This is a genomic window from Streptomyces sp. NPDC019396, from assembly GCF_040632375.1.
Taxonomy (GTDB): Bacteria; Actinomycetota; Actinomycetes; order Streptomycetales; family Streptomycetaceae; genus Streptomyces.
Window position 1 is genome coordinate 213,705 of record NZ_JBEYBS010000001.1, and the last position, 16,267, is coordinate 229,971.

The 16,267-nt window shown below is 71.9% G+C and carries 18 protein-coding genes; 7 read left to right on the forward strand and 11 right to left on the reverse strand.

The window, feature by feature from the left end; translation table 11 throughout:
• Window positions 1-61 precede the first annotated feature (61 nt).
• Window positions 62-1,048 (reverse strand): asparaginase, encoded by a 987-nt coding sequence (locus ABZ532_RS00985; protein WP_361278180.1) that lies wholly within the window; start codon window positions 1,046-1,048, stop codon window positions 62-64.
• Window positions 1,045-1,380 carry a chorismate mutase gene (locus ABZ532_RS00990; protein WP_361278182.1) on the reverse strand — a complete coding sequence of 112 codons (336 nt, stop codon included), beginning with the start codon at window positions 1,378-1,380 and terminating at the stop codon, window positions 1,045-1,047. Before ABZ532_RS00990 ends, ABZ532_RS00985 begins: the two co-directional genes overlap by 4 nt.
• Window positions 1,381-1,483: 103 nt before the next feature.
• Between ABZ532_RS00990 and ABZ532_RS00995 the strand changes: the two genes are divergently transcribed.
• Window positions 1,484-1,870 carry a hypothetical protein gene (locus ABZ532_RS00995; RefSeq protein WP_361278184.1) on the forward strand — a complete coding sequence of 129 codons (387 nt, stop codon included), beginning with the start codon at window positions 1,484-1,486 and terminating at the stop codon, window positions 1,868-1,870.
• A 126-nt stretch (window positions 1,871-1,996) separates the two neighbouring features.
• Here ABZ532_RS00995 and ABZ532_RS01000 read toward each other — a convergent pair whose 3' ends face one another.
• Entirely contained in the window at window positions 1,997-2,770 is a 774-nt protein-coding gene (locus ABZ532_RS01000) for a serine protease (protein WP_361278186.1), read from the reverse strand.
• Between the two features lie 250 nt (window positions 2,771-3,020).
• Between ABZ532_RS01000 and ABZ532_RS01005 the strand changes: the two genes are divergently transcribed.
• Both ABZ532_RS01005 and ABZ532_RS01010 read left to right on the forward strand, forming a co-directional pair.
• Complete coding sequence (locus ABZ532_RS01005; RefSeq protein WP_361278188.1) at window positions 3,021-3,971, forward strand: hypothetical protein; 951 nt, start codon at window positions 3,021-3,023, stop codon at window positions 3,969-3,971.
• Window positions 3,972-3,994: 23 nt separating this feature from the next.
• Entirely contained in the window at window positions 3,995-5,524 is a 1,530-nt protein-coding gene (locus tag ABZ532_RS01010) for an ankyrin repeat domain-containing protein (RefSeq protein ID WP_361278190.1), read from the forward strand.
• A gap of 177 nt (window positions 5,525-5,701) precedes the next feature.
• On the opposite strand, the gene ABZ532_RS01015 is transcribed toward ABZ532_RS01010, so the two are convergent.
• The 5 genes from ABZ532_RS01015 to ABZ532_RS01035 all read right to left on the reverse strand — a co-directional run bounded on the left by ABZ532_RS01015 (window position 5,702) and on the right by ABZ532_RS01035 (window position 9,092).
• Complete coding sequence (locus tag ABZ532_RS01015; RefSeq protein WP_361278192.1) at window positions 5,702-6,109, reverse strand: VOC family protein; 408 nt, start codon at window positions 6,107-6,109, stop codon at window positions 5,702-5,704.
• 147 nt (window positions 6,110-6,256) lie between these two features.
• A complete protein-coding gene (locus ABZ532_RS01020; protein ID WP_361278194.1) occupies window positions 6,257-6,649 on the reverse strand; it encodes a ribonuclease domain-containing protein in 393 nt (130 codons plus the stop codon).
• Between the two features lie 63 nt (window positions 6,650-6,712).
• A complete protein-coding gene (locus ABZ532_RS01025) occupies window positions 6,713-7,111 on the reverse strand; it encodes a DUF6234 family protein (RefSeq protein WP_361278196.1) in 399 nt (132 codons plus the stop codon).
• A gap of 282 nt (window positions 7,112-7,393) precedes the next feature.
• Window positions 7,394-8,326, reverse strand: a complete 933-nt coding sequence (locus ABZ532_RS01030; protein ID WP_361278198.1) for an SDR family oxidoreductase — start codon at window positions 8,324-8,326, stop codon at window positions 7,394-7,396.
• Window position 8,327: 1 nt separating this feature from the next.
• On the reverse strand, window positions 8,328-9,092 hold the full coding sequence (locus tag ABZ532_RS01035) for an SDR family oxidoreductase (protein WP_361278200.1): 765 nt from the start codon (window positions 9,090-9,092) through the stop codon (window positions 8,328-8,330).
• 67 nt (window positions 9,093-9,159) lie between these two features.
• Between ABZ532_RS01035 and ABZ532_RS01040 the strand changes: the two genes are divergently transcribed.
• From ABZ532_RS01040 to ABZ532_RS01055, 4 genes are read left to right on the forward strand one after another with little or no spacing between them, the layout of a single operon-like run.
• On the forward strand, window positions 9,160-9,921 hold the full coding sequence (locus ABZ532_RS01040) for an enoyl-CoA hydratase family protein (RefSeq protein ID WP_361278202.1): 762 nt from the start codon (window positions 9,160-9,162) through the stop codon (window positions 9,919-9,921).
• Window positions 9,918-10,775, forward strand: coding sequence for a CoA-transferase (locus ABZ532_RS01045; protein WP_361278204.1), 858 nt, complete (start codon window positions 9,918-9,920; stop codon window positions 10,773-10,775). The genes ABZ532_RS01040 and ABZ532_RS01045 overlap by 4 nt, the downstream gene beginning before the upstream one ends.
• Window positions 10,772-11,524 (forward strand): CoA-transferase, encoded by a 753-nt coding sequence (locus ABZ532_RS01050; RefSeq protein ID WP_361278206.1) that lies wholly within the window; start codon window positions 10,772-10,774, stop codon window positions 11,522-11,524. Before ABZ532_RS01045 ends, ABZ532_RS01050 begins: the two co-directional genes overlap by 4 nt.
• A gap of 8 nt (window positions 11,525-11,532) precedes the next feature.
• Window positions 11,533-12,606, forward strand: coding sequence for a nitronate monooxygenase (locus ABZ532_RS01055; protein WP_361278646.1), 1,074 nt, complete (start codon window positions 11,533-11,535; stop codon window positions 12,604-12,606).
• Between the two features lie 162 nt (window positions 12,607-12,768).
• Here the strand turns inward: ABZ532_RS01055 and ABZ532_RS01060 are convergent, their stop codons facing one another.
• From ABZ532_RS01060 to ABZ532_RS01070, 3 genes are all read right to left on the reverse strand, one after another.
• Window positions 12,769-14,454: a DEAD/DEAH box helicase gene (locus tag ABZ532_RS01060; protein WP_361278208.1), complete on the reverse strand. Its 1,686-nt coding sequence runs from the start codon at window positions 14,452-14,454 to the stop codon at window positions 12,769-12,771.
• 166 nt (window positions 14,455-14,620) lie between these two features.
• Window positions 14,621-14,824, reverse strand: coding sequence for a cold-shock protein (locus ABZ532_RS01065; protein ID WP_361278210.1), 204 nt, complete (start codon window positions 14,822-14,824; stop codon window positions 14,621-14,623).
• A gap of 285 nt (window positions 14,825-15,109) precedes the next feature.
• Window positions 15,110-16,267 carry an acetyl-CoA C-acetyltransferase gene (locus ABZ532_RS01070; protein WP_361278212.1) on the reverse strand — a complete coding sequence of 386 codons (1,158 nt, stop codon included), beginning with the start codon at window positions 16,265-16,267 and terminating at the stop codon, window positions 15,110-15,112.

The window sequence follows — 16,267 nt, forward strand, 5'->3', positions numbered from 1 at the left end:
CGTGCGCGGGTTTCGCTCTCCGCCTGGACGGGTCCCGCGTCAGTCACGTCCGGTCGCCACGTCACACCGGAGCCGCAGCCCCACCGGCGATCCGGGCGAAGGCCCCGCTGACGCGTTCGCGGTCCGCGCCGTCCGCCAGCAGCGCGTGCAGCAGCAGGCGAGCCTTGGGGGCGTCGAGATGGCCCGCGGAGAGCAGTCCGCGGGCCAGCACGTCGCTCTCCGAGCCGGGCCCCGTGTAGGTCCTGCTGAGCAGTGCGCCCGCGCCGGTACGGGAGGCCAGGACGACCGGTATCCGGGCCGCCAGCCGTCCCAGCGGCTCGACCAGCCAGGCGGGGACGTGGCCCGCGCCGAAGGCGGCCACCACCAGGCCGTCGAACCGCTCGTCCACGTTGTCGAGCAGTTCGCCGCCGTCACCTAGCGCCAGGGTGAGCAGGCAGACACGGACCTGGCGCCGCAGCGACAACGGGGCGTCCGCCACCAGCGGGTGCGCGGGCCGCAGCAGGATCCGGGGGCTCCCCTCGACCAGGGTGCCCAGCCGGCCCGCGCCCGGTGAGGCGAAGGTGGCGACGGATGTGGTGTGGGTCTTGCGTACGTGGCGGGCGGAGTGGATCTCGTCGGCGCACACCACGAGCACTCCCAGGCCGCGGCAGCCGGGGTCGGCGGCCACCGCGATCGCCCCGGCGAGGTTCGCCGGTCCGTCGGCCCCCGGCAGGTCGGGGCGGCGCATCGCGCCGGTGACGACCACGGGCCTCGCGGTGGTGGTGCAGAGCAGGTCGAGGAGGAAGGCCGTCTCCTCGAGGGTGTCGGTGCCCTGGACGACGGCGGCCCCGGACCCGGCCGCGGTGACCTTGTCGATCTCCCCGGCGAGCGCGGCGATGTCGTCGAACGACAGCGAGGAGCTCGGCAGCCGCCGGAAGTCGCGCAGTTCGACCGCGGCGGTCACGGGGATGCCCGCCGCCGCGAGCACTTCGGCGCCGGTCATCCGTGAGGCGTCGCCGCCACGTGCGGAGATGGTGCCCCCGAGGGTGAAGACGACGACCGGATTCACGACTGGTCCTGCTCCTGTTCCTTGTCGGCGATGGTCTCGTGGTGGCGGATGACCTCGGCGATGATGAAGTTGAGCAGTTTCTCGGCGAACGCCGGGTCGAGCTTGGCGCTTTCGGCGAGCTCGCGGAGCCGGGCGATCTGGCGGGCCTCACGGGCCGCGTCGGCGGGCGGGAGGTGGTGCCGCGCCTTGAGATGGCCGACCTGCTGGGTGCACTTGAAACGTTCCGCGAGCATATGGACGACCGCCGCGTCGATGTTGTCGATGCTCTCACGCAGCCGGATCAGTTCGGCCTGGACGGACTCGTCGATGTCGATGGGCTCGCTTGTGCTCATGGGGGCTGAGCCTACGTCGGCCGGGGCTCCCGCCGCCGGGGCAGGCACGGGAACGATCTAGGCTTGAGCAGCCTTTGCCATGAGCACATCACAAGGAGAGGCGATGCGGACGTACCGAATCGTTCAGAGCACCCTAGCGGTGGCCGGAGCCCTCACTCTCGTGGTCGGCGCGACGGGTACCGCCAGCGCCGCCGACACCACCCTGCGGCTGAAGCGCGGGGGCCACACCATCGGCACCATGACCCACCTCGACGCCGACCCCGACACGTTTCGCGTCTGCGACACCCGGGCCGACGGACACGGCGTCACCGGCAAGCTCTATATGTACACGGCCGGCTGGCAGCTGAAGGAGACGAAGGAGGACGGCGGCGACTCCGGTTGCGGCTACTTCGACTACAACGTCGTCCCCTACGTCGCCAAGTACATGCTGAAGCTCTGCTGGAACGGCCCCGGCGAGGTATGCGTCAAGAAGGAGTTCACCGAGGACTGAGCCGGTCCCGGTGGCTGCGCCGCCGCCGGCGCGAGCGCGGCACGGAGCCCGGGCGGGGCGGGGAGGCAGCCACCTGGCATGCCCTCCCCGCCCCGTTCGGCGCGCTGGGCGCGGAATCAGGCGGAGTCAGAGCGTCGCCGCCGCGTTCTTGATGGCGGTGGCGAAGGTGGAGACCTCGGTGTAGACACCCGGGTAGCCGGCACGGGCACAGCCGTAGCCCCAGCTCACGATGCCGACCTGGATCCACGCGTCGCTGTTGTCCTTGCGGAACATCGGGCCGCCGGAGTCACCCTGGCAGGTGTCGACGCCGCCCGTGTTGTAGCCCGCGCAGATCTCCTCGCCCGCGACGAGCTCGGAGTACGCCGAGGCGCAGTCGCCGTCGGAGACGAACGGGACCGTGGCCTTGCGCAGGTAGCGCTGCTGCGAGCCGCCCTCGCGGGTCGCGCCCCAACCGGCCACGGTGAAGGTGCCGCTGTTGTACGCGGTCGTGTCGGCGATCTTCAGTGTCGGGAGGTTGATCGGCTTGGCGAGCTTGATCAGCGCCCAGTCCTTGCCGGTGCCGTTGTAGCCGGGCGCCTGGAGGACCTTGGTCGACTTGACCTTGATGGCGCTGGAGCTCCGGAGGTCCACGACCCCCGCGGTGGCGGTGATGCTGGTGTTGTCACCGGAACCGCTCACGCAGTGGGCGGCGGTCAGCACGATCTGCTGGGTGTACAGCGCGCCGCCACAGCCCATGGAGAGGCGGACCATGAAGGGGAACTCGCCCTGGGAGGCGCGGGTTCCGCCGACGACGGGCTGAGGGGCGGCGGAGGCGGAGGTCGGCTGGAGACTGATCGCGGCGAGCATGACCGCACCGGCGGCCAGGCATCTCTTGAGGGCACGTACGAGGGTGTGGTTCACCGTATGCCTTCTTCCGTGGGGGGTTGCTGGTTGCGTGCCAACGCACGGCTCACTGGGTGACATGAGCCCGTCAACACTGGTCCGGATTATGAGGACGGTGTGGCGTGCACCACAAGGCGCCGTTTTCGGCCAGACGGAGACCGCCCGGCGAAACGCGGCACCGCGTTTCCGGGTCGTAGAGTTGACAGCGGTCGACCGTTGTCCAGGGCGGCACCTCAAGGCGTCGCACGCACCGGCAGGGGGTACGGACGTGGCGGACGACAGCGAGGTGGTGCACGGCTACCCGCATCTCGGCACCGCGCGGGCCGCCATCACCGCGCTGCACAAACGCCTGTCCTACGACGGGGTCCGGGCGTACGCGAACAGCGTGGCCCCGGCCGATGTGGCGTTCTGCGACCAGGACGACCTCCATCTCGGGACCCAGCGGGTCGCCCATGCCCTGGTACGCCAACTGCGGCTGCCGGAAGCCCGGATGATCGTGAGCTTCCGGGAGATGCGGCATGCCGCGAGCGTCGAACTCACCGCGGGACCCGAGTACTTCATCGAGCTCAACGACCGGTTCCGCAGGTATCGCAGGGACATCGGCGCGGCGCTCGCCCACGAGATCACCCATGTACTGCTGCACCGCCTAGGGCTCGCGTTCTCCGGCACGCGTGACAACGAGATCCTCACGGACACCGTGACGACCTATCTGGGGGCGGGCTGGCTGCTGCTCGACGCGTACCGCGAGGACGCGGTTTCCAGCCAGAAGCTGGGCTATCTGACCCCCGAGGAATTCGGCTACGTGCTGGCGAAGCGCGCACTGTTGTTCGATGAGGACCCTTCCGTGTGGTTCACCAGCCCGCAGGCGTACACCGCCTATACGGCGGGGCGGGCGCAGGCGCTGCGCGACGGGCGGGAGCCGCCACTGGCCGCGGCGGGATGGAACGGGCGGCGCCGCTACGCGAAGGACCGGCGCCAGGCGCAGGAGCACCCTGCGGGGCGGCCCGGGGGGCCGGGCCCCTCTCCGGGGTCCGGGTCCCCGCCGGGCGCGGGTCTCTGGTCGCCGGGGTCCGCGTACGCGTTCGAGCGGATGCCCGGGGAGGGGCTACGGGTGTCGTTCCCCTGCCCCACCTGCCACCAGCGGATCCGGGTGCCCGTAAGGGGCCGGGTCCGGGCGCGGTGCGCACTGTGCCGGACCGTTCTCGAATGCGACACCTGAGGGGCTTTCCGTAGGGTTTTCGTATGAGGACCGACGAGCTAAACGGAGAGCTCTTCGAAGCCCTGTTCCAGGGCGACGACGACGCCGTCGTACGGGCGCTGCGGGCAGGAGCCGCGGCAGAGGCCGCCGACGAGGACGGGCAGACCGCGCTCTACGCCGCGGCGTCCATGAACCGGCCGGGGATGGTGCGCCTGCTGCTCGCCGCGGGCGCCGACCCGGACCGTCCGAGCGACGCCGACGGCGGGGGGCTGCCCCTGTGCGGGGCCGCGGTGTGGGGCCGCACCGAGGTGATGCAGGCCCTGCTGGCCGCGGGCGCACGGCCCGACCTGGAGGAGGACCCCGGGGTACGCGCGCTGACCTGGGCCTGCCGCCAGGGCCGCGCCGAAATGGTGGACCTGCTGCTCGCCGCGGGCGCGGACCCCGACCTGCCGGGTCCGGGCGGTGAGTCGCCGCTGGTGACCGCGGCACGGCGCGGGTCGCCTTCCTGTGTACGGGCCCTGCTGCGGCACGGCGCCCGGCCCACGCGGGAGGCTCTCGCCGAGGCCCGCGGGTGGATCGGCGTCGACGTGGAGGCGCGTCTGCGCGAGGAACTGTCCGGCATGGACGGCGAAGGGCTCCAAACCGTGTCCCGCCGGGTCGAGGAGGACGGCACAGTGACGGTGGTCGTCGAGCTGATCCGCGAGGGCGGCCTTGTGGCGGGCAACGAGCAGCAGACCGGGCACGCGGCCGTCGCCACCCTGCTGGAGACCGCGCTGGGCACGCGGACGCCCGCCGACGAGCTGGCCGAGCGCGCCCTGCGCTGCGGGGACCCGGACCAGGACGACTGGACCGAGGCCGTGGGCGCACTCCAGAGCCGGGCCGACGAGGAGACCTTCCGGGCCGCGGCGGCGTGGGTGGGCACGGAGGATCCGCTGCGGCAGGCGTTCGCCGCCGATGTGCTGGCGGGTCTCGGGCTGCCGGACGAGGACTACGGCGCCGACGGAGCTCCGGGCAACCCAGGGCACGCGGGACTGCCCGCCCGCGTGGTGCCGCTGCTGCGGGAGCTTGCACGGGAGGCCGGTGATCCCGAGGTGATCCGGGCCGCCGTGGCCGGGCTCGGCCAGCAGCGCGACCCCGCCGGGGTCACGGAGATCCTGCGCCATGCCGGGCACACGGACCCGGAGGTGCGCTTCGGTGTGGCGGTGGCGCTGCACGGGCTGCTCCCCGGTGACCACACCGAGGGCGTCGACGCGGTCATCGGGCTCACCCGGGACAAGGACGACGGGGTCAGGGACTGGGCCACGACCGTGCTGGCCGACACGGGGGCCGACGGCCCCGCGGTCCGCCAGGCCCTGGCGGACCGGCTCGCGGACGCGGTTCCCGATATCGAGGCGGAGGCGGCACGGGGCCTGGCGATGCGTCAGGACGCGCGCGCGGTGGAGGCGTTGGCTCGGATCCTCGCGGACGAGGACCCCGAGGGGTACGCGTACTCCACCGCGGAGCAGGCGCTGGAGTACGTCACGGACGAGGGGGCGCGGCGCCGCCTGGAGGCGACGGTGCCGCGAAGCCACTGAAGCGGTGCGGGGTGCGGGGTCGGCGGATTTCGCGGTGTGCCGCATCCCGTGGCGGTGCCCGGGGTGCCCTCGCCCTCGGTCTCCCCGGACTCCGTCCGGGAACCCCGAGGGGCTGGGCTCCCGGGCCCTCCCGGCACCGTGGAGTGGCCGTTGGGGATGCTCCGGGGCTCGCGCCCCCTACGCGTCCCCCGCCCCGCGGGCGGCCAGCACGTCCAGGTAGTGCGCGTTGTACATGATGCCCAGGACGTTGCCGAAGGGATCGGTCACGGACGCGGTGACGAAGCCCGGGCCACGCTCCTTGAGCGGCTCGTACTCCTTCGCCCCCATGGACAGCAGCGTGTCGAGCGCCGCGCTCACGTCGTCGACGTGCCAGTACACGACCGCGCCCCCGGGTCCGGTCGCGGAGCCGGGAGGAGCGTAGCGGCTGTCGATCAGCCCCAGCTCGTGCCGGTAGTCGCCGAAACGGAACTCCGCATACCCCGGGCGCTCGAAGTACGGCCCCGTGCCGAACAGTTCGGTGTACCAGGCCTTGGCCGCCGACAGATCGGCCGCCCAGAAACTGACAGTGGTGAGTCCTCGCAACACGCGTGTCGCCTCCTTGGTCGTTGCTGAGGACCGTAGGCGGCATATAGGCCAGGTTTCGTCCGCATGGATGGAAGAGCTGAAAACAACCGTGCCGCCGGCCCGAGGAGGGCCGGCGGCACGCGGTGGGGGGTGGGGATATGGCGGCGGTCAGCAGCCGTGGTCGACGAGGTCGAACGAGCTGTAGTGATCGGCGGTGTAGTAGTCCTCGTCCGCGGACTCACCGGTGACGATACGGCGGGCCCCGCGCGTGGGGGATCCGGGCGTCTCGACGGTGTACTCGTGGTAGTAACCGCTCGACTGCGCCGGAAGGACGCCTTCACGGTTGGAGAAGACGGTGCCGTCCTGGGAGTGGGGGAACGGACCGCCGTCCTCGATGAGTTCGAGGGTGTCGTGTGCCTGCGAAGGCAGGGCGGAGTAGCAGATCTCGCCGACGGACGCGGAGGCCGCGCTCGCCGGGGTCGCGATCGGGCCACCGATGAGCAGGGTGGAGGCAAGGGCGGCGGCGCCGCCGAGCAGGGTGAATCGTGGGGGGATTCGCATGGCTCCATTGACGCGCGTAGAACTTGACGCGTCAATGACAACAGTGGGGAGTTCCTGTGCAATTCACCTACACGAATCGGTCACCTCTGGATGTTCACACAAAGGAAACCCCAGCGACACCGGTCGCCCGCTCTCGTGATCCTGGACGGCGGCGCCGCCGAGCAGCACCAGCATGAGCAGCCCGGCCATGACCAACTGCCCACGCACGAGAGCGCGCTTGTGCGCCCAGGTGCCGTACGCGCACAGCGCGAGCGCCACCATGAGCAGCACACCCACCACCCCGAGGTACGGGCCCGTCGGGTCCGCGCTCCCCTCCCCGTCGACGCTCAGCCCCGACCGCGCCCAGGCCCCGTATGTCAGCAGCAGGCCCGACAACTCCAGGATCACCAGCGCGTATGCGGCGAACCCGGACGACTTCTGCTCACCCTGCTGCGGATCACGGTTGATGGAACGTTCACTCATCCCTCCAGCCTGATCATCGCGACCCGTGGTGCGCATGAGTACGCGTACTCATGCGCACTGAGCACACCGCCCTGTCGCGGCCCCGGCGGTGGACCGGTGCGCTCGGCAGCGCCCCAAGGGGGCCCGGTTCGGCTGCCGTTGGGGTGCTTCGGGACCGGGGTCCCGGACCGGGGAGGGGGCGAGGACGTATGTGGACCGGGCTGAGCAGTCGACACACCGGCCTCGGCAACGCCCCGGCGCCGGCCACGGCACGCCCGCCCAAGGGCTGTCCGGACAACACACCTAGCGCCGTGCCCCGTACACCGGCAGCGGCGGTTCGGCGGACTCCAGGAGCTTTCGGGCCGCCTGCCCCGCCTCCGCGGGGCTCCAGCGGGCGCCCTTGTCGACCGCTGGGCCGGGGCGCCAGCCCTCCATGACCGTGATGCGCCCCGCCTCGGCCTCGAAGACCCGGCCCGTCACCCCCGCGCTGTCCGCCGATCCGAGCCAGACGACCAGCGGTGAGACGTTCTCCGGTGCCATCGCGTCGAACGCGGCGGGATCGGCCGGGGCCGCCATCGCGCCGGCGAAGGTCTCCTCGGTCATACGGGTCCTCGCGGCCGGGGCGATCGCGTTGACCTGGACCCCGTAGGACGCGAGTTCCTCCGCGGCGACCAGGGTGAGGCCGACGATGCCCGCCTTTGCCGCGCTGTAGGCACCCTGTCCGACGGAACCCAGCAGGCCCGCGCCACTGGAGGTGTTGACGATCCGGGCCATGGTCCTGCGGCCGGCCTTCGCCTCACCGCGCCAGTACGCCGCCGCGTGCTTCAACGGCAGGAAGTGACCCCGCAGATGCACCCGCAGCACCGCGTCCCAGTCGTCGTCGTCCAGATTCACCAGCATCCGGTCCCGCAGGAAGCCCGCGTTGTTGACGAGGGTGTCCAGGCGGCCGAACGAGGCCAGCGCGGCCTCCACCAGCGAGCCGGCACCCTCGCCGGTGGCGATGTCACCGGCGTGGGCGACCGCTTCACCGCCACCGGCCTTGATCTCGGCAACGATCCGCTCGGCCGGTGAGGCGGACGCCCCTGATCCGTCGGGACCGACCCCGAGGTCGTTCACCACGAGCCGCGCACCCTCGGCGGCGAAGGCCAGTGCGTGCGCCCGGCCGAGGCCCCGGCCCGCGCCCGTCACGATCACCACTCTTCCGGCGCAGATGCCGTCCGCTGTTCCACCGCTCATCTCAGTCCTCCTTGTTGACCGTTGCCGCGTCCAGGAACGCCGGGCGCTCCCCGCCCCCGTGCACCAGCAGCGACGCCCCGCTCACATAGGCCGCCCGCGGTGAGGCGAGGAAGACCGCCGCCTCACCGATCTCGTCCGGCTCGGCGAGCCGCCCGAGCGGCACGGTGCGGCCCACCGCCGCCACGCCAGCCTCGTCGCCGTAGTGCAGCGGCGCCCGTTCCGTACGGACCATCCCGGGCACCAGCGTGTTCACCCGCACCTCGGGCGCCCACTCCACCGCCATCGAGCGCCCGAGGCTCTCCAGGCCCGCCTTCGCCGCCCCGTACACGGCCGTGCCGGGCGACGGGCGGGTCCCGCTCACGCTGCCGATCATCACGACCGAGCCGCGTGCCCCGCGCAGATGTTCGTACGCGGCGAGTGACACGGTCAGCGGCACCAGCAGGTTCAGTTCGAGCACCCGCGCGTGCCGGGCGGCGTCCGCGTCGCCCAGCAGCCGGTAGGGCGTGCCGCCCGCGTTGTTCACCAGGGTGTCGAGCCTGCCGTACCGGCGTATCACCCGGTCGATGAACTCCCCCGCGGCCGCCGGGTCCCGCAGGTCGGCGGGCTCGAAGCGGGCGGTGCGCCGGCCGGCTTCGAGCGCGGCGTCCGGTGGCCTGCGGGCGCAGACCACGACTTCGGCACCCGCGGCGAGGAAGGCGCGCGCGATTCCCGCGCCGACGCCCCGCGTCCCCCCGGTGACGACGGCGACCCTCCCGTCCAGCTCCATCGGCTGCTACCTTCCTCACTGGGCATTCACCTAACAAACGTTTGGTGGAAAGGTAGCTGATCGGCTCATGGGTGTCTCCACCGCAAGCCCCGAGAAGGGCATATCCGTCGTCACGACCGACTTCCCACCCGTCAACGCCCTTCCCGTACAGGGCTGGTACGACCTCGCCGACGCCGTACGGGCCGCGGGACGCGACCCGGAGATCCGCTGTGTGGTGCTGGCCGCCGGGGGCCGCGGCTTCAACGCGGGTGTGGACATCAAGGAGTTGCAGCGCGACACCGGCCATGCGGCCCTGATCGGCGCCAACCACGGCTGCTACGAGGCGTTCGCGGCGGTCTACGAGTGCGAGGTGCCGGTGGTCGCCGCCGTACACGGCTTCTGCCTCGGCGGCGGGATCGGGCTCGCGGGCAACGCCGACGCGATCGTGGCATCCGACGACGCCACGTTCGGTCTGCCGGAGCTGGACCGGGGCGCACTGGGCGCCGCCACGCATCTCGCCCGGCTGGTGCCCCAGCATCTGATGCGGGCGCTGTACTACACCTCGCGCACGGTGACCGCCACCGAGCTGCTGGGTCATGGATCGGTATGGAGGGTCGTACCGCGCGAGGCACTACGGGACGCGGCGCTGGAGCTGGCCCGCGAGATCGCCCGGAAGGACGGCCGGCTCATCCGGCTGGCCAAGGCCGCCATCAACGGCATCGATCCCGTCGACGTACGCCGCAGCTACCGCTTCGAGCAGGGGTTCACCTTCGAGGCGGGCCTCAGCGGCACCGCCGCGCGGGTACGGGACACGTTCGGGCAGGAAACGGAAGGGGAAACGGAGGCATGACCGACAAGACCATGACGCCGGACGAGGCGGTCTCCCGGCTGAGCAGCGGAATGACCGTCGGCATCGGCGGCTGGGGCTCCCGCCGAAAGCCGATGGCCCTGGTCAGAGCACTGCTCCGGTCCACGATCACCGATCTGACGGTGGTCTCCTACGGCGGGCCCGATGTCGGGCTGCTGGCCGCCGCGGGCCGGATCCGCCGGCTCGTCGCCCCCTTCGCCACGCTGGACTCGATCCCGCTCGAGCCGCACTTCCGTGCCGCCCGCGAGGGCGGCACCCTGCGGATGACGGAGCTGGACGAGGCGATGTTCATGTGGGGCCTGCACGCGGCCGTGAACCGACTGCCGTTCCTGCCCGTGCGCGCGGGCCTCGGTTCGGACGTGCTGCGGGTCAACCCCGAGCTGAGGACGGTGACTTCGCCGTACGAGGACGGCGAGGAGCTCGTCGCCGTGCCCGCGCTGCGCCTCGACGCCGCGCTGGTGCACATGAACCGGGCCGACCGGATCGGCAACGGCCAGTATCTGGGCCCCGACCCGTACTTCGACGACCTCTTCTGCGAGGCAGCGGACGAGGCGTACGTCTCCTGCGAGCGGCTGGTCGACACGGCTGAGCTGACCAAGGACGCCGCCCCGCAGACCCTGCTGATCGGCCGCCACAGCGTCACCGGCGTCGTGGAGACCCCGCACGGCGCGCACTTCACCTCCTGCGCCCCTGACTACGGGCGCGACGAGGCCTTCCAGAAGCTGTACGCGAGCACCCCCTGGCACGACTTCGCCGAGCGGTTCCTGTCCGGTCCCGACGAGCAGTCCTACCACTCGGCGGTACGGGCCTGGCGCGAGGAGGAACAGCGGCGATGAGGGATCCCGCTCCGCACATCGAGGCCACCCGGGCCGACTTCTGTGTCGTCGCCTGCGCCGATGCCTGGCGCGGCGGCGGTGAGGTGCTGGCCAGTCCGATGGGTCTGATCCCCTCCATCGGTGCCCGCCTCGCCCGGCACACCTTCTCCCCCGATCTGCTGCTGACGGACGGCGAGGCGATGCTCGTCGCCCCCGACGGCACGGTCGAGGGCTGGCTGCCCTACCGCCGCCACCTGACCATGGTCACCGGTGGCAGACGGCACGTGATGATGGGCGCGAGCCAGATCGACCGGTACGGCAACCAGAACATCTCCTGCATCGGCGCATGGAACCGCCCGGCACGGCAGCTGCTCGGCGTGCGCGGAGCCCCGGTCAACACCCTCAACAATCCGGTGAGTTACTGGATCCCCCGGCATTCGCGGCGGGTCTTCGTCGAGAAGGTCGACATGGTCAGCGGGGTCGGCTACGACAACGCCGCCGCCGCCGGTGACTCCGCGACCCGGTTCCACCGCATCCCGCGGGTCGTCTCGGATCTCGGTGTCTTCGACTTCGAGACCCCGGACCACTCGATGCGGCTGGTGTCCGTGCATCCCGGGGTGACCGTCGAACAGGTCCGGGAGTCGACCGGCTTCCCCCTCGTGACCGGTGACGACGTGCCGTGCACCCGCGAACCGACCACCGCGGAGCTGCGGCTGGTCCGCGAGGTCATCGACCCGGCCGGAGCCCGTGAGCGCGAGGTGCGCGGCTGATGACCCGGATCGAGACGGCGCTCACCCGGCTCACCGGGGTCGAGCACCCCATCGTCCAGACCGGGATGGGCTGGGTCTCGGGCCCCCGGCTGGTGTCGGCGACGGCCCGGGCCGGGGCACTGGGCATCCTGGCGTCCGCGACCATGACCACGGAGCAGCTCCGGCACGCCGTGCGCGAGGTCAGGTCCCGTACGGACGCGCCCTTCGGCGTCAATCTGCGCGCCGATGCGGGGGATGCCCGGGAACGGGTGCGGATCATCGTCGAGGAGGGTGTACGCGTCGCCTCGTTCGCCCTCGCTCCCTCACGCGCGCTCATCTCCGAGCTGAAGGACGCGGGTGTCGTGGTGATCCCGTCCATCGGAGCCCGCCGCCATGCCGAGAAGGTCGCGGCCTGGGGCGCGGACGCGGTGATCGTGCAGGGCGGCGAGGGCGGCGGGCACACCGGCGAGGTCGCCACGACCGTGCTGCTCCCCCAGGTGGTGGACGCCGTGGACATCCCGGTGATCGCGGCGGGCGGATTCCACGACGGGCGGGGCCTGGTGGCGGCGCTGGCGTACGGGGCGGCGGGCATCGCCATGGGGACCCGCTTCCTCCTCACCAGCGACTCGACGGTCCCTGATGCCGTCAAGGCCCGCTATCTGGCGGCCACGGTGAGGGACATCACCGTCACGGCCGCCGTCGACGGGTTGCCGCACCGGATGCTGCGCACCGATCTCGTGGCGGCGCTGGAGCGGCACGGCCGCATCCGCACGCTGCTGCACGCCCTCCGCAGGGCCGCCGGATTCCGCCGGCTCTCCGGGCTCTCCTGGGCCGCGATGCTGCACGACGGACGCGCGATGCGGCACGGCAAGGACCTGTCGTGGAGCCAGGTCCTGCTGGCCGCGAACACCCCGATGCTGCTGAAGGCCTCCATGGTCGAGGGGCGCACCGACCTCGGCATCATGGCCTCCGGACAGGTGGCGGGGCTGATCGAGGACCTGCCCAGCTGCGCGGAACTCGTGGACCGGGTGATGCGCGAGGCCGCACAGGCGCTCCGCGCCCTGCCCCCGACGGTCCGGTCCACCGGTTCCCCTGCCCCGTAGGGGGTTCCGCGACGTGATCGCGGCCCCGGGCCCGGACGCCGGTCAGCGGCGGAACTCGCGTCCGGCCCGCGCGGGCCGGCGTTCCGGTGTGCACCCCGTGCCGGAATCACCCGATGGAGCTACCGGTTCCGGTGCACCACGGGCCGGAGTCACCCCTTGGAGCTACCTGGCGGCGGACCGCCTGCCTCCGCCACCGCCACCGCCCCGGGTGGCACCGGCCGCACGGCTCCTGCCCTGGGCGTGCCCGCCTTCGGCACGCCCCGCCCGGCCGCGTCCTGCCTGACCGCTTCCCGCCTGGGTGCGGGGGGCACCACTCCCCTGGCCACGACCCGCCTGACCACTGGCCGCCTTGGCGCGGGTCGCGCCGCTTCCCTGGCCACGGCCCGTCTGACCGCTCTCCGCCTGGGGGCGGGCGCCGGCGCTCCGCCCACGCCTGCGCTTCGGCCGCGACGAGTCGGCCGGCTGCTGCGGCTGCGGTACGTCGATCGTGACCGCGACACCGGACGGCTCGCGAGCACCGGTCAGCCGGGCGAGTTCCTCGTCACTGGACTTCACCCTGGCCGTCCGCGGGCTGATCCCCGCGTCCGACATGAGCCGGGTCATCTCGCGCTTCTGCTCCGGCAGCACCAGCGTCACGACGCTGCCGGACTCGCCGGCCCGCGCGGTGCGCCCGCCCCGGTGCAGATAGTCCTTGTGGTCCGTCGGCGGGTCGACGTTCACGACGAGGTCCAGGTCGTCGACGTGGATGCCGCGGGCCGCCACGTTGGTCGCCACCAGCGCCGTGACATGACCGCTCTTGAACTGGTCGAGGGTGCGGTTGCGCTGAGGCTGCGAGCGCCCTCCGTGCAGTCCGGCCGCCCGCACTCCGCTGGCGAGCAGCCGCTTCACCAGCCGGTCCACGGACCGCTTGGTGTCCAGGAAGAGGATGACCCGGCCGTCACGAGCCGCTATGCGCGTGGTGACCGCCTTCTTGTCCGTCTCGTCGGCGATGTACAGGACGTGGTGGTCCATGGTGGTGACGGCGCCGGCGGACGGATCCACCGAGTGCACCACGGGGTCGCTGAGGAACTGCTTGACCAGCCGGTCGATGTTGCGGTCCAGGGTGGCGGAGAACAGCAACCGCTGACCGTCCGGTTCGACCTGCTTCAGCAGCGCGGTGACCTGCGGCATGAAGCCCATGTCGGCCATCTGGTCGGCCTCGTCCAGCACGGTGATCGCGACCTGGTCCAGCCGGCAGTCGCCGCGTTCGATGAGGTCCTTCAGCCGTCCGGGTGTCGCCACCAGCACCTCGGCACCCCTGCGGAGCGAGCCGGCCTGCTTGGTGATCGACATCCCTCCGACCACCGTCGTCAGCCGCAGATTGACGGCCGTCGCGTACGGGGTGAGGGCGTCGGCGACCTGCTGCGCGAGCTCACGCGTGGGAACGAGCACCAGGGCGAGCGGCGCACCGGACTCGGCACGCCGGCCGGCGGTGCGGGCCAGCAGCGACAGGCCGAAGGAGAGGGTCTTCCCCGACCCGGTTCGCCCGCGGCCGAGGAGGTCACGGCCGGCGAGGGAGTTCGGCAGGGTCGCCGCCTGGATGGGGAAGGGGTCGGTCACGCCCTGTGCGGCAAGGGTCTTCAGCAGGGCCGCCGGCATGTCGAGCTCGGCGAACGCCTGGACCGGGGGCAGCGCCGGTGTGACGGTCTCGGGGAGGGCGAACTCCCCGGCAGGGCCTCCGCCACGGGCGGGGGACTTCGGGGAAGTCCTCGCGGAGGGCTTCCCCGAAGTCCTCACGGCTGCCCTTCCGCGGGATTGCGACGGACCCTTGCGTGCCTGGCCGGCACCGGGGCGTTCGATACGAGTCATCGGGATTACCTTCCTGGACCTCATGAACAGCACAAACCGGGACCCGCGCCATGGCGGCGCGGGTCCCGGCTGCGAGCAAGGGCCGCGGCAGGCGGTGTCTGCCCGGCGGGGCGAACGTTGCCTGATGCGGCTCCAGTCCCCGAGAGGGGCCTGGGCGCTCTGGGTGTCAGGCGGGGAGGATGTTCTCCGCCTGCGGGCCCTTCTGGCCCTGGGTGAGGTCGAAGGAGACCTTCTGGCCCTCCTGGAGCTCACGGAAGCCCGAAGTGGCGATGTTCGAGTAGTGGGCGAAGACGTCGGGGCCGCCGCCGTCCTGCGCGATGAAACCGAAGCCCTTTTCCGAGTTGAACCACTTCACGGTGCCGGTGGCCATAACTTTTCTCCTGATCAGGTCGAGCAGCCCCATCCGGAAACTCCGGAAAACAAAAATGCGCCCGACGAACATTTCCCGTCAGGCGCACATAAAGTTCATGGGTACCAAAACTGCAACGCTGGGACAGTAGCACACCCGGCCTCGGAATCGTGCGCAACCGTGGCCGCGACCCGCCGAAACCATGGTCAGCGCGACCGGAACACGGCCGTAGCCGACCACGGCCCGCCTACCCCGGCCTGGCTGCGTCCAGCGCCGGCAGCGAACCACCACAGCGGCCCGATGACGTCACAGCCGCTCGATGACCGTCACATTCGCCTGGCCACCGCCCTCGCACATGGTCTGAAGCCCGTACCTCCCGCCCGTGCGCTCCAGTTCGTGCAGCAGCGTCGTCATCAACCTGACCCCCGTCGCACCCAGCGGATGCCCTAGGGCGATGGCGCCGCCGTTGACGTTGACGCGGGCCGGGTCCGCTCCGGTCTCCTTGAGCCAGGCGAGGACGACGGGCGCGAAGGCCTCGTTGATCTCCACGAGGTCGATGTCGTCGATGGACAGGCCCGTCCTGGTCAGCGCGCGGGCGGTCGCCGGGATGGGGGCCGAGAGCATCCGGATGGGGTCTTCCCCGCGCACGGAGAGATGGTGGACACGCGCACGCGGGGTCAGCCCGTGGGTCCGCACCCCCTGCTCGCTCGCCAGCAGCATCGCGGCGGCTCCGTCCGACACCTGCGAGGAGCAGGCTGCGGTGATCGTGCCGCCTTCCACGACGGGCCGGAGGGCGGCCATCTTCTCCGGGGAGGTGTCACGCCGGGGGCCCTCGTCCACGGCCAGCTCGCCGTACGGGACGATCTCGCGCGCGAAGCGGCCCTCGTCGATCGCCCGGATGGCCCGCTGATGGGAGCGCAGTGCGAACTCCTCCATGTCGCCGCGCGAGATGCCCCAGTGGCGCGCGATGAGTTCGGCTCCGTGGAACTGGTTGACGGGCGCGTCGCCGTAGCGTGCCCGCCAGCCCCGCGAGCCGTGGAAGGGGCCCTCGGTGAGGCCCAGCGGTTCGGCGGCCTGACGGGAGGCGAAGGCGATGGGTATCTGCGACATGTTCTGCACGCCGCCGGCGACCACCAGGTCCTGGGTGCCGGACAGCACTCCCTGCGCGGCGAAGTGCACGGCCTGCTGGGAGGAGCCGCACTGGCGGTCGACGGTCACACCGGGCACCTCCTCCGGCAGGCCGGCGGCCAGCCAGCAGGTGCGGGCGATGTCCCCGGCCTGCGGGCCGACCGTGTCCAGGCAGCCGAAGACCACGTCCTCCACGGCGGCCGGGTCGATCCCGGAGCGGGAGACCAGGGCCGTGAGGACGTGTGCGCCCAGGTCGGCGGGATGCACGGCCGCGAGGCCCCCCTTGCGCCGCCCCACCGGGGTGCGGACCGCTTCGACGATGTAGGCCTCGGCCAT

Bases quoted from the DNA above. Each gene is read 5' to 3' on its own strand.
- ABZ532_RS01030 (WP_361278198.1), bottom strand. From the start codon at position 8,326: ATGAGCGGTGGAACAGCGGACGGCATCTGCGCCGGAAGAGTGGTGATC.
- ABZ532_RS01060 (WP_361278208.1), bottom strand. From the start codon at position 14,454: ATGACTCGTATCGAACGCCCCGGTGCCGGCCAGGCACGCAAGGGTCCG.
- ABZ532_RS00995 (WP_361278184.1), top strand. From the start codon at position 1,484: ATGCGGACGTACCGAATCGTTCAGAGCACCCTAGCGGTGGCCGGAGCC.
- ABZ532_RS01035 (WP_361278200.1), bottom strand. From the start codon at position 9,092: ATGGAGCTGGACGGGAGGGTCGCCGTCGTCACCGGGGGGACGCGGGGC.
- ABZ532_RS01050 (WP_361278206.1), top strand. From the start codon at position 10,772: ATGAGGGATCCCGCTCCGCACATCGAGGCCACCCGGGCCGACTTCTGT.
- ABZ532_RS01065 (WP_361278210.1), bottom strand. From the start codon at position 14,824: ATGGCCACCGGCACCGTGAAGTGGTTCAACTCGGAAAAGGGCTTCGGT.
- ABZ532_RS00990 (WP_361278182.1), bottom strand. From the start codon at position 1,380: ATGAGCACAAGCGAGCCCATCGACATCGACGAGTCCGTCCAGGCCGAA.
- ABZ532_RS01040 (WP_361278202.1), top strand. From the start codon at position 9,160: ATGGGTGTCTCCACCGCAAGCCCCGAGAAGGGCATATCCGTCGTCACG.
- ABZ532_RS01070 (WP_361278212.1), bottom strand. From the start codon at position 16,267: ATGGCCGAGGCCTACATCGTCGAAGCGGTCCGCACCCCGGTGGGGCGG.
- ABZ532_RS01045 (WP_361278204.1), top strand. From the start codon at position 9,918: ATGACCGACAAGACCATGACGCCGGACGAGGCGGTCTCCCGGCTGAGC.
- ABZ532_RS01010 (WP_361278190.1), top strand. From the start codon at position 3,995: ATGAGGACCGACGAGCTAAACGGAGAGCTCTTCGAAGCCCTGTTCCAG.
- ABZ532_RS01025 (WP_361278196.1), bottom strand. From the start codon at position 7,111: ATGAGTGAACGTTCCATCAACCGTGATCCGCAGCAGGGTGAGCAGAAG.
- ABZ532_RS01020 (WP_361278194.1), bottom strand. From the start codon at position 6,649: ATGCGAATCCCCCCACGATTCACCCTGCTCGGCGGCGCCGCCGCCCTT.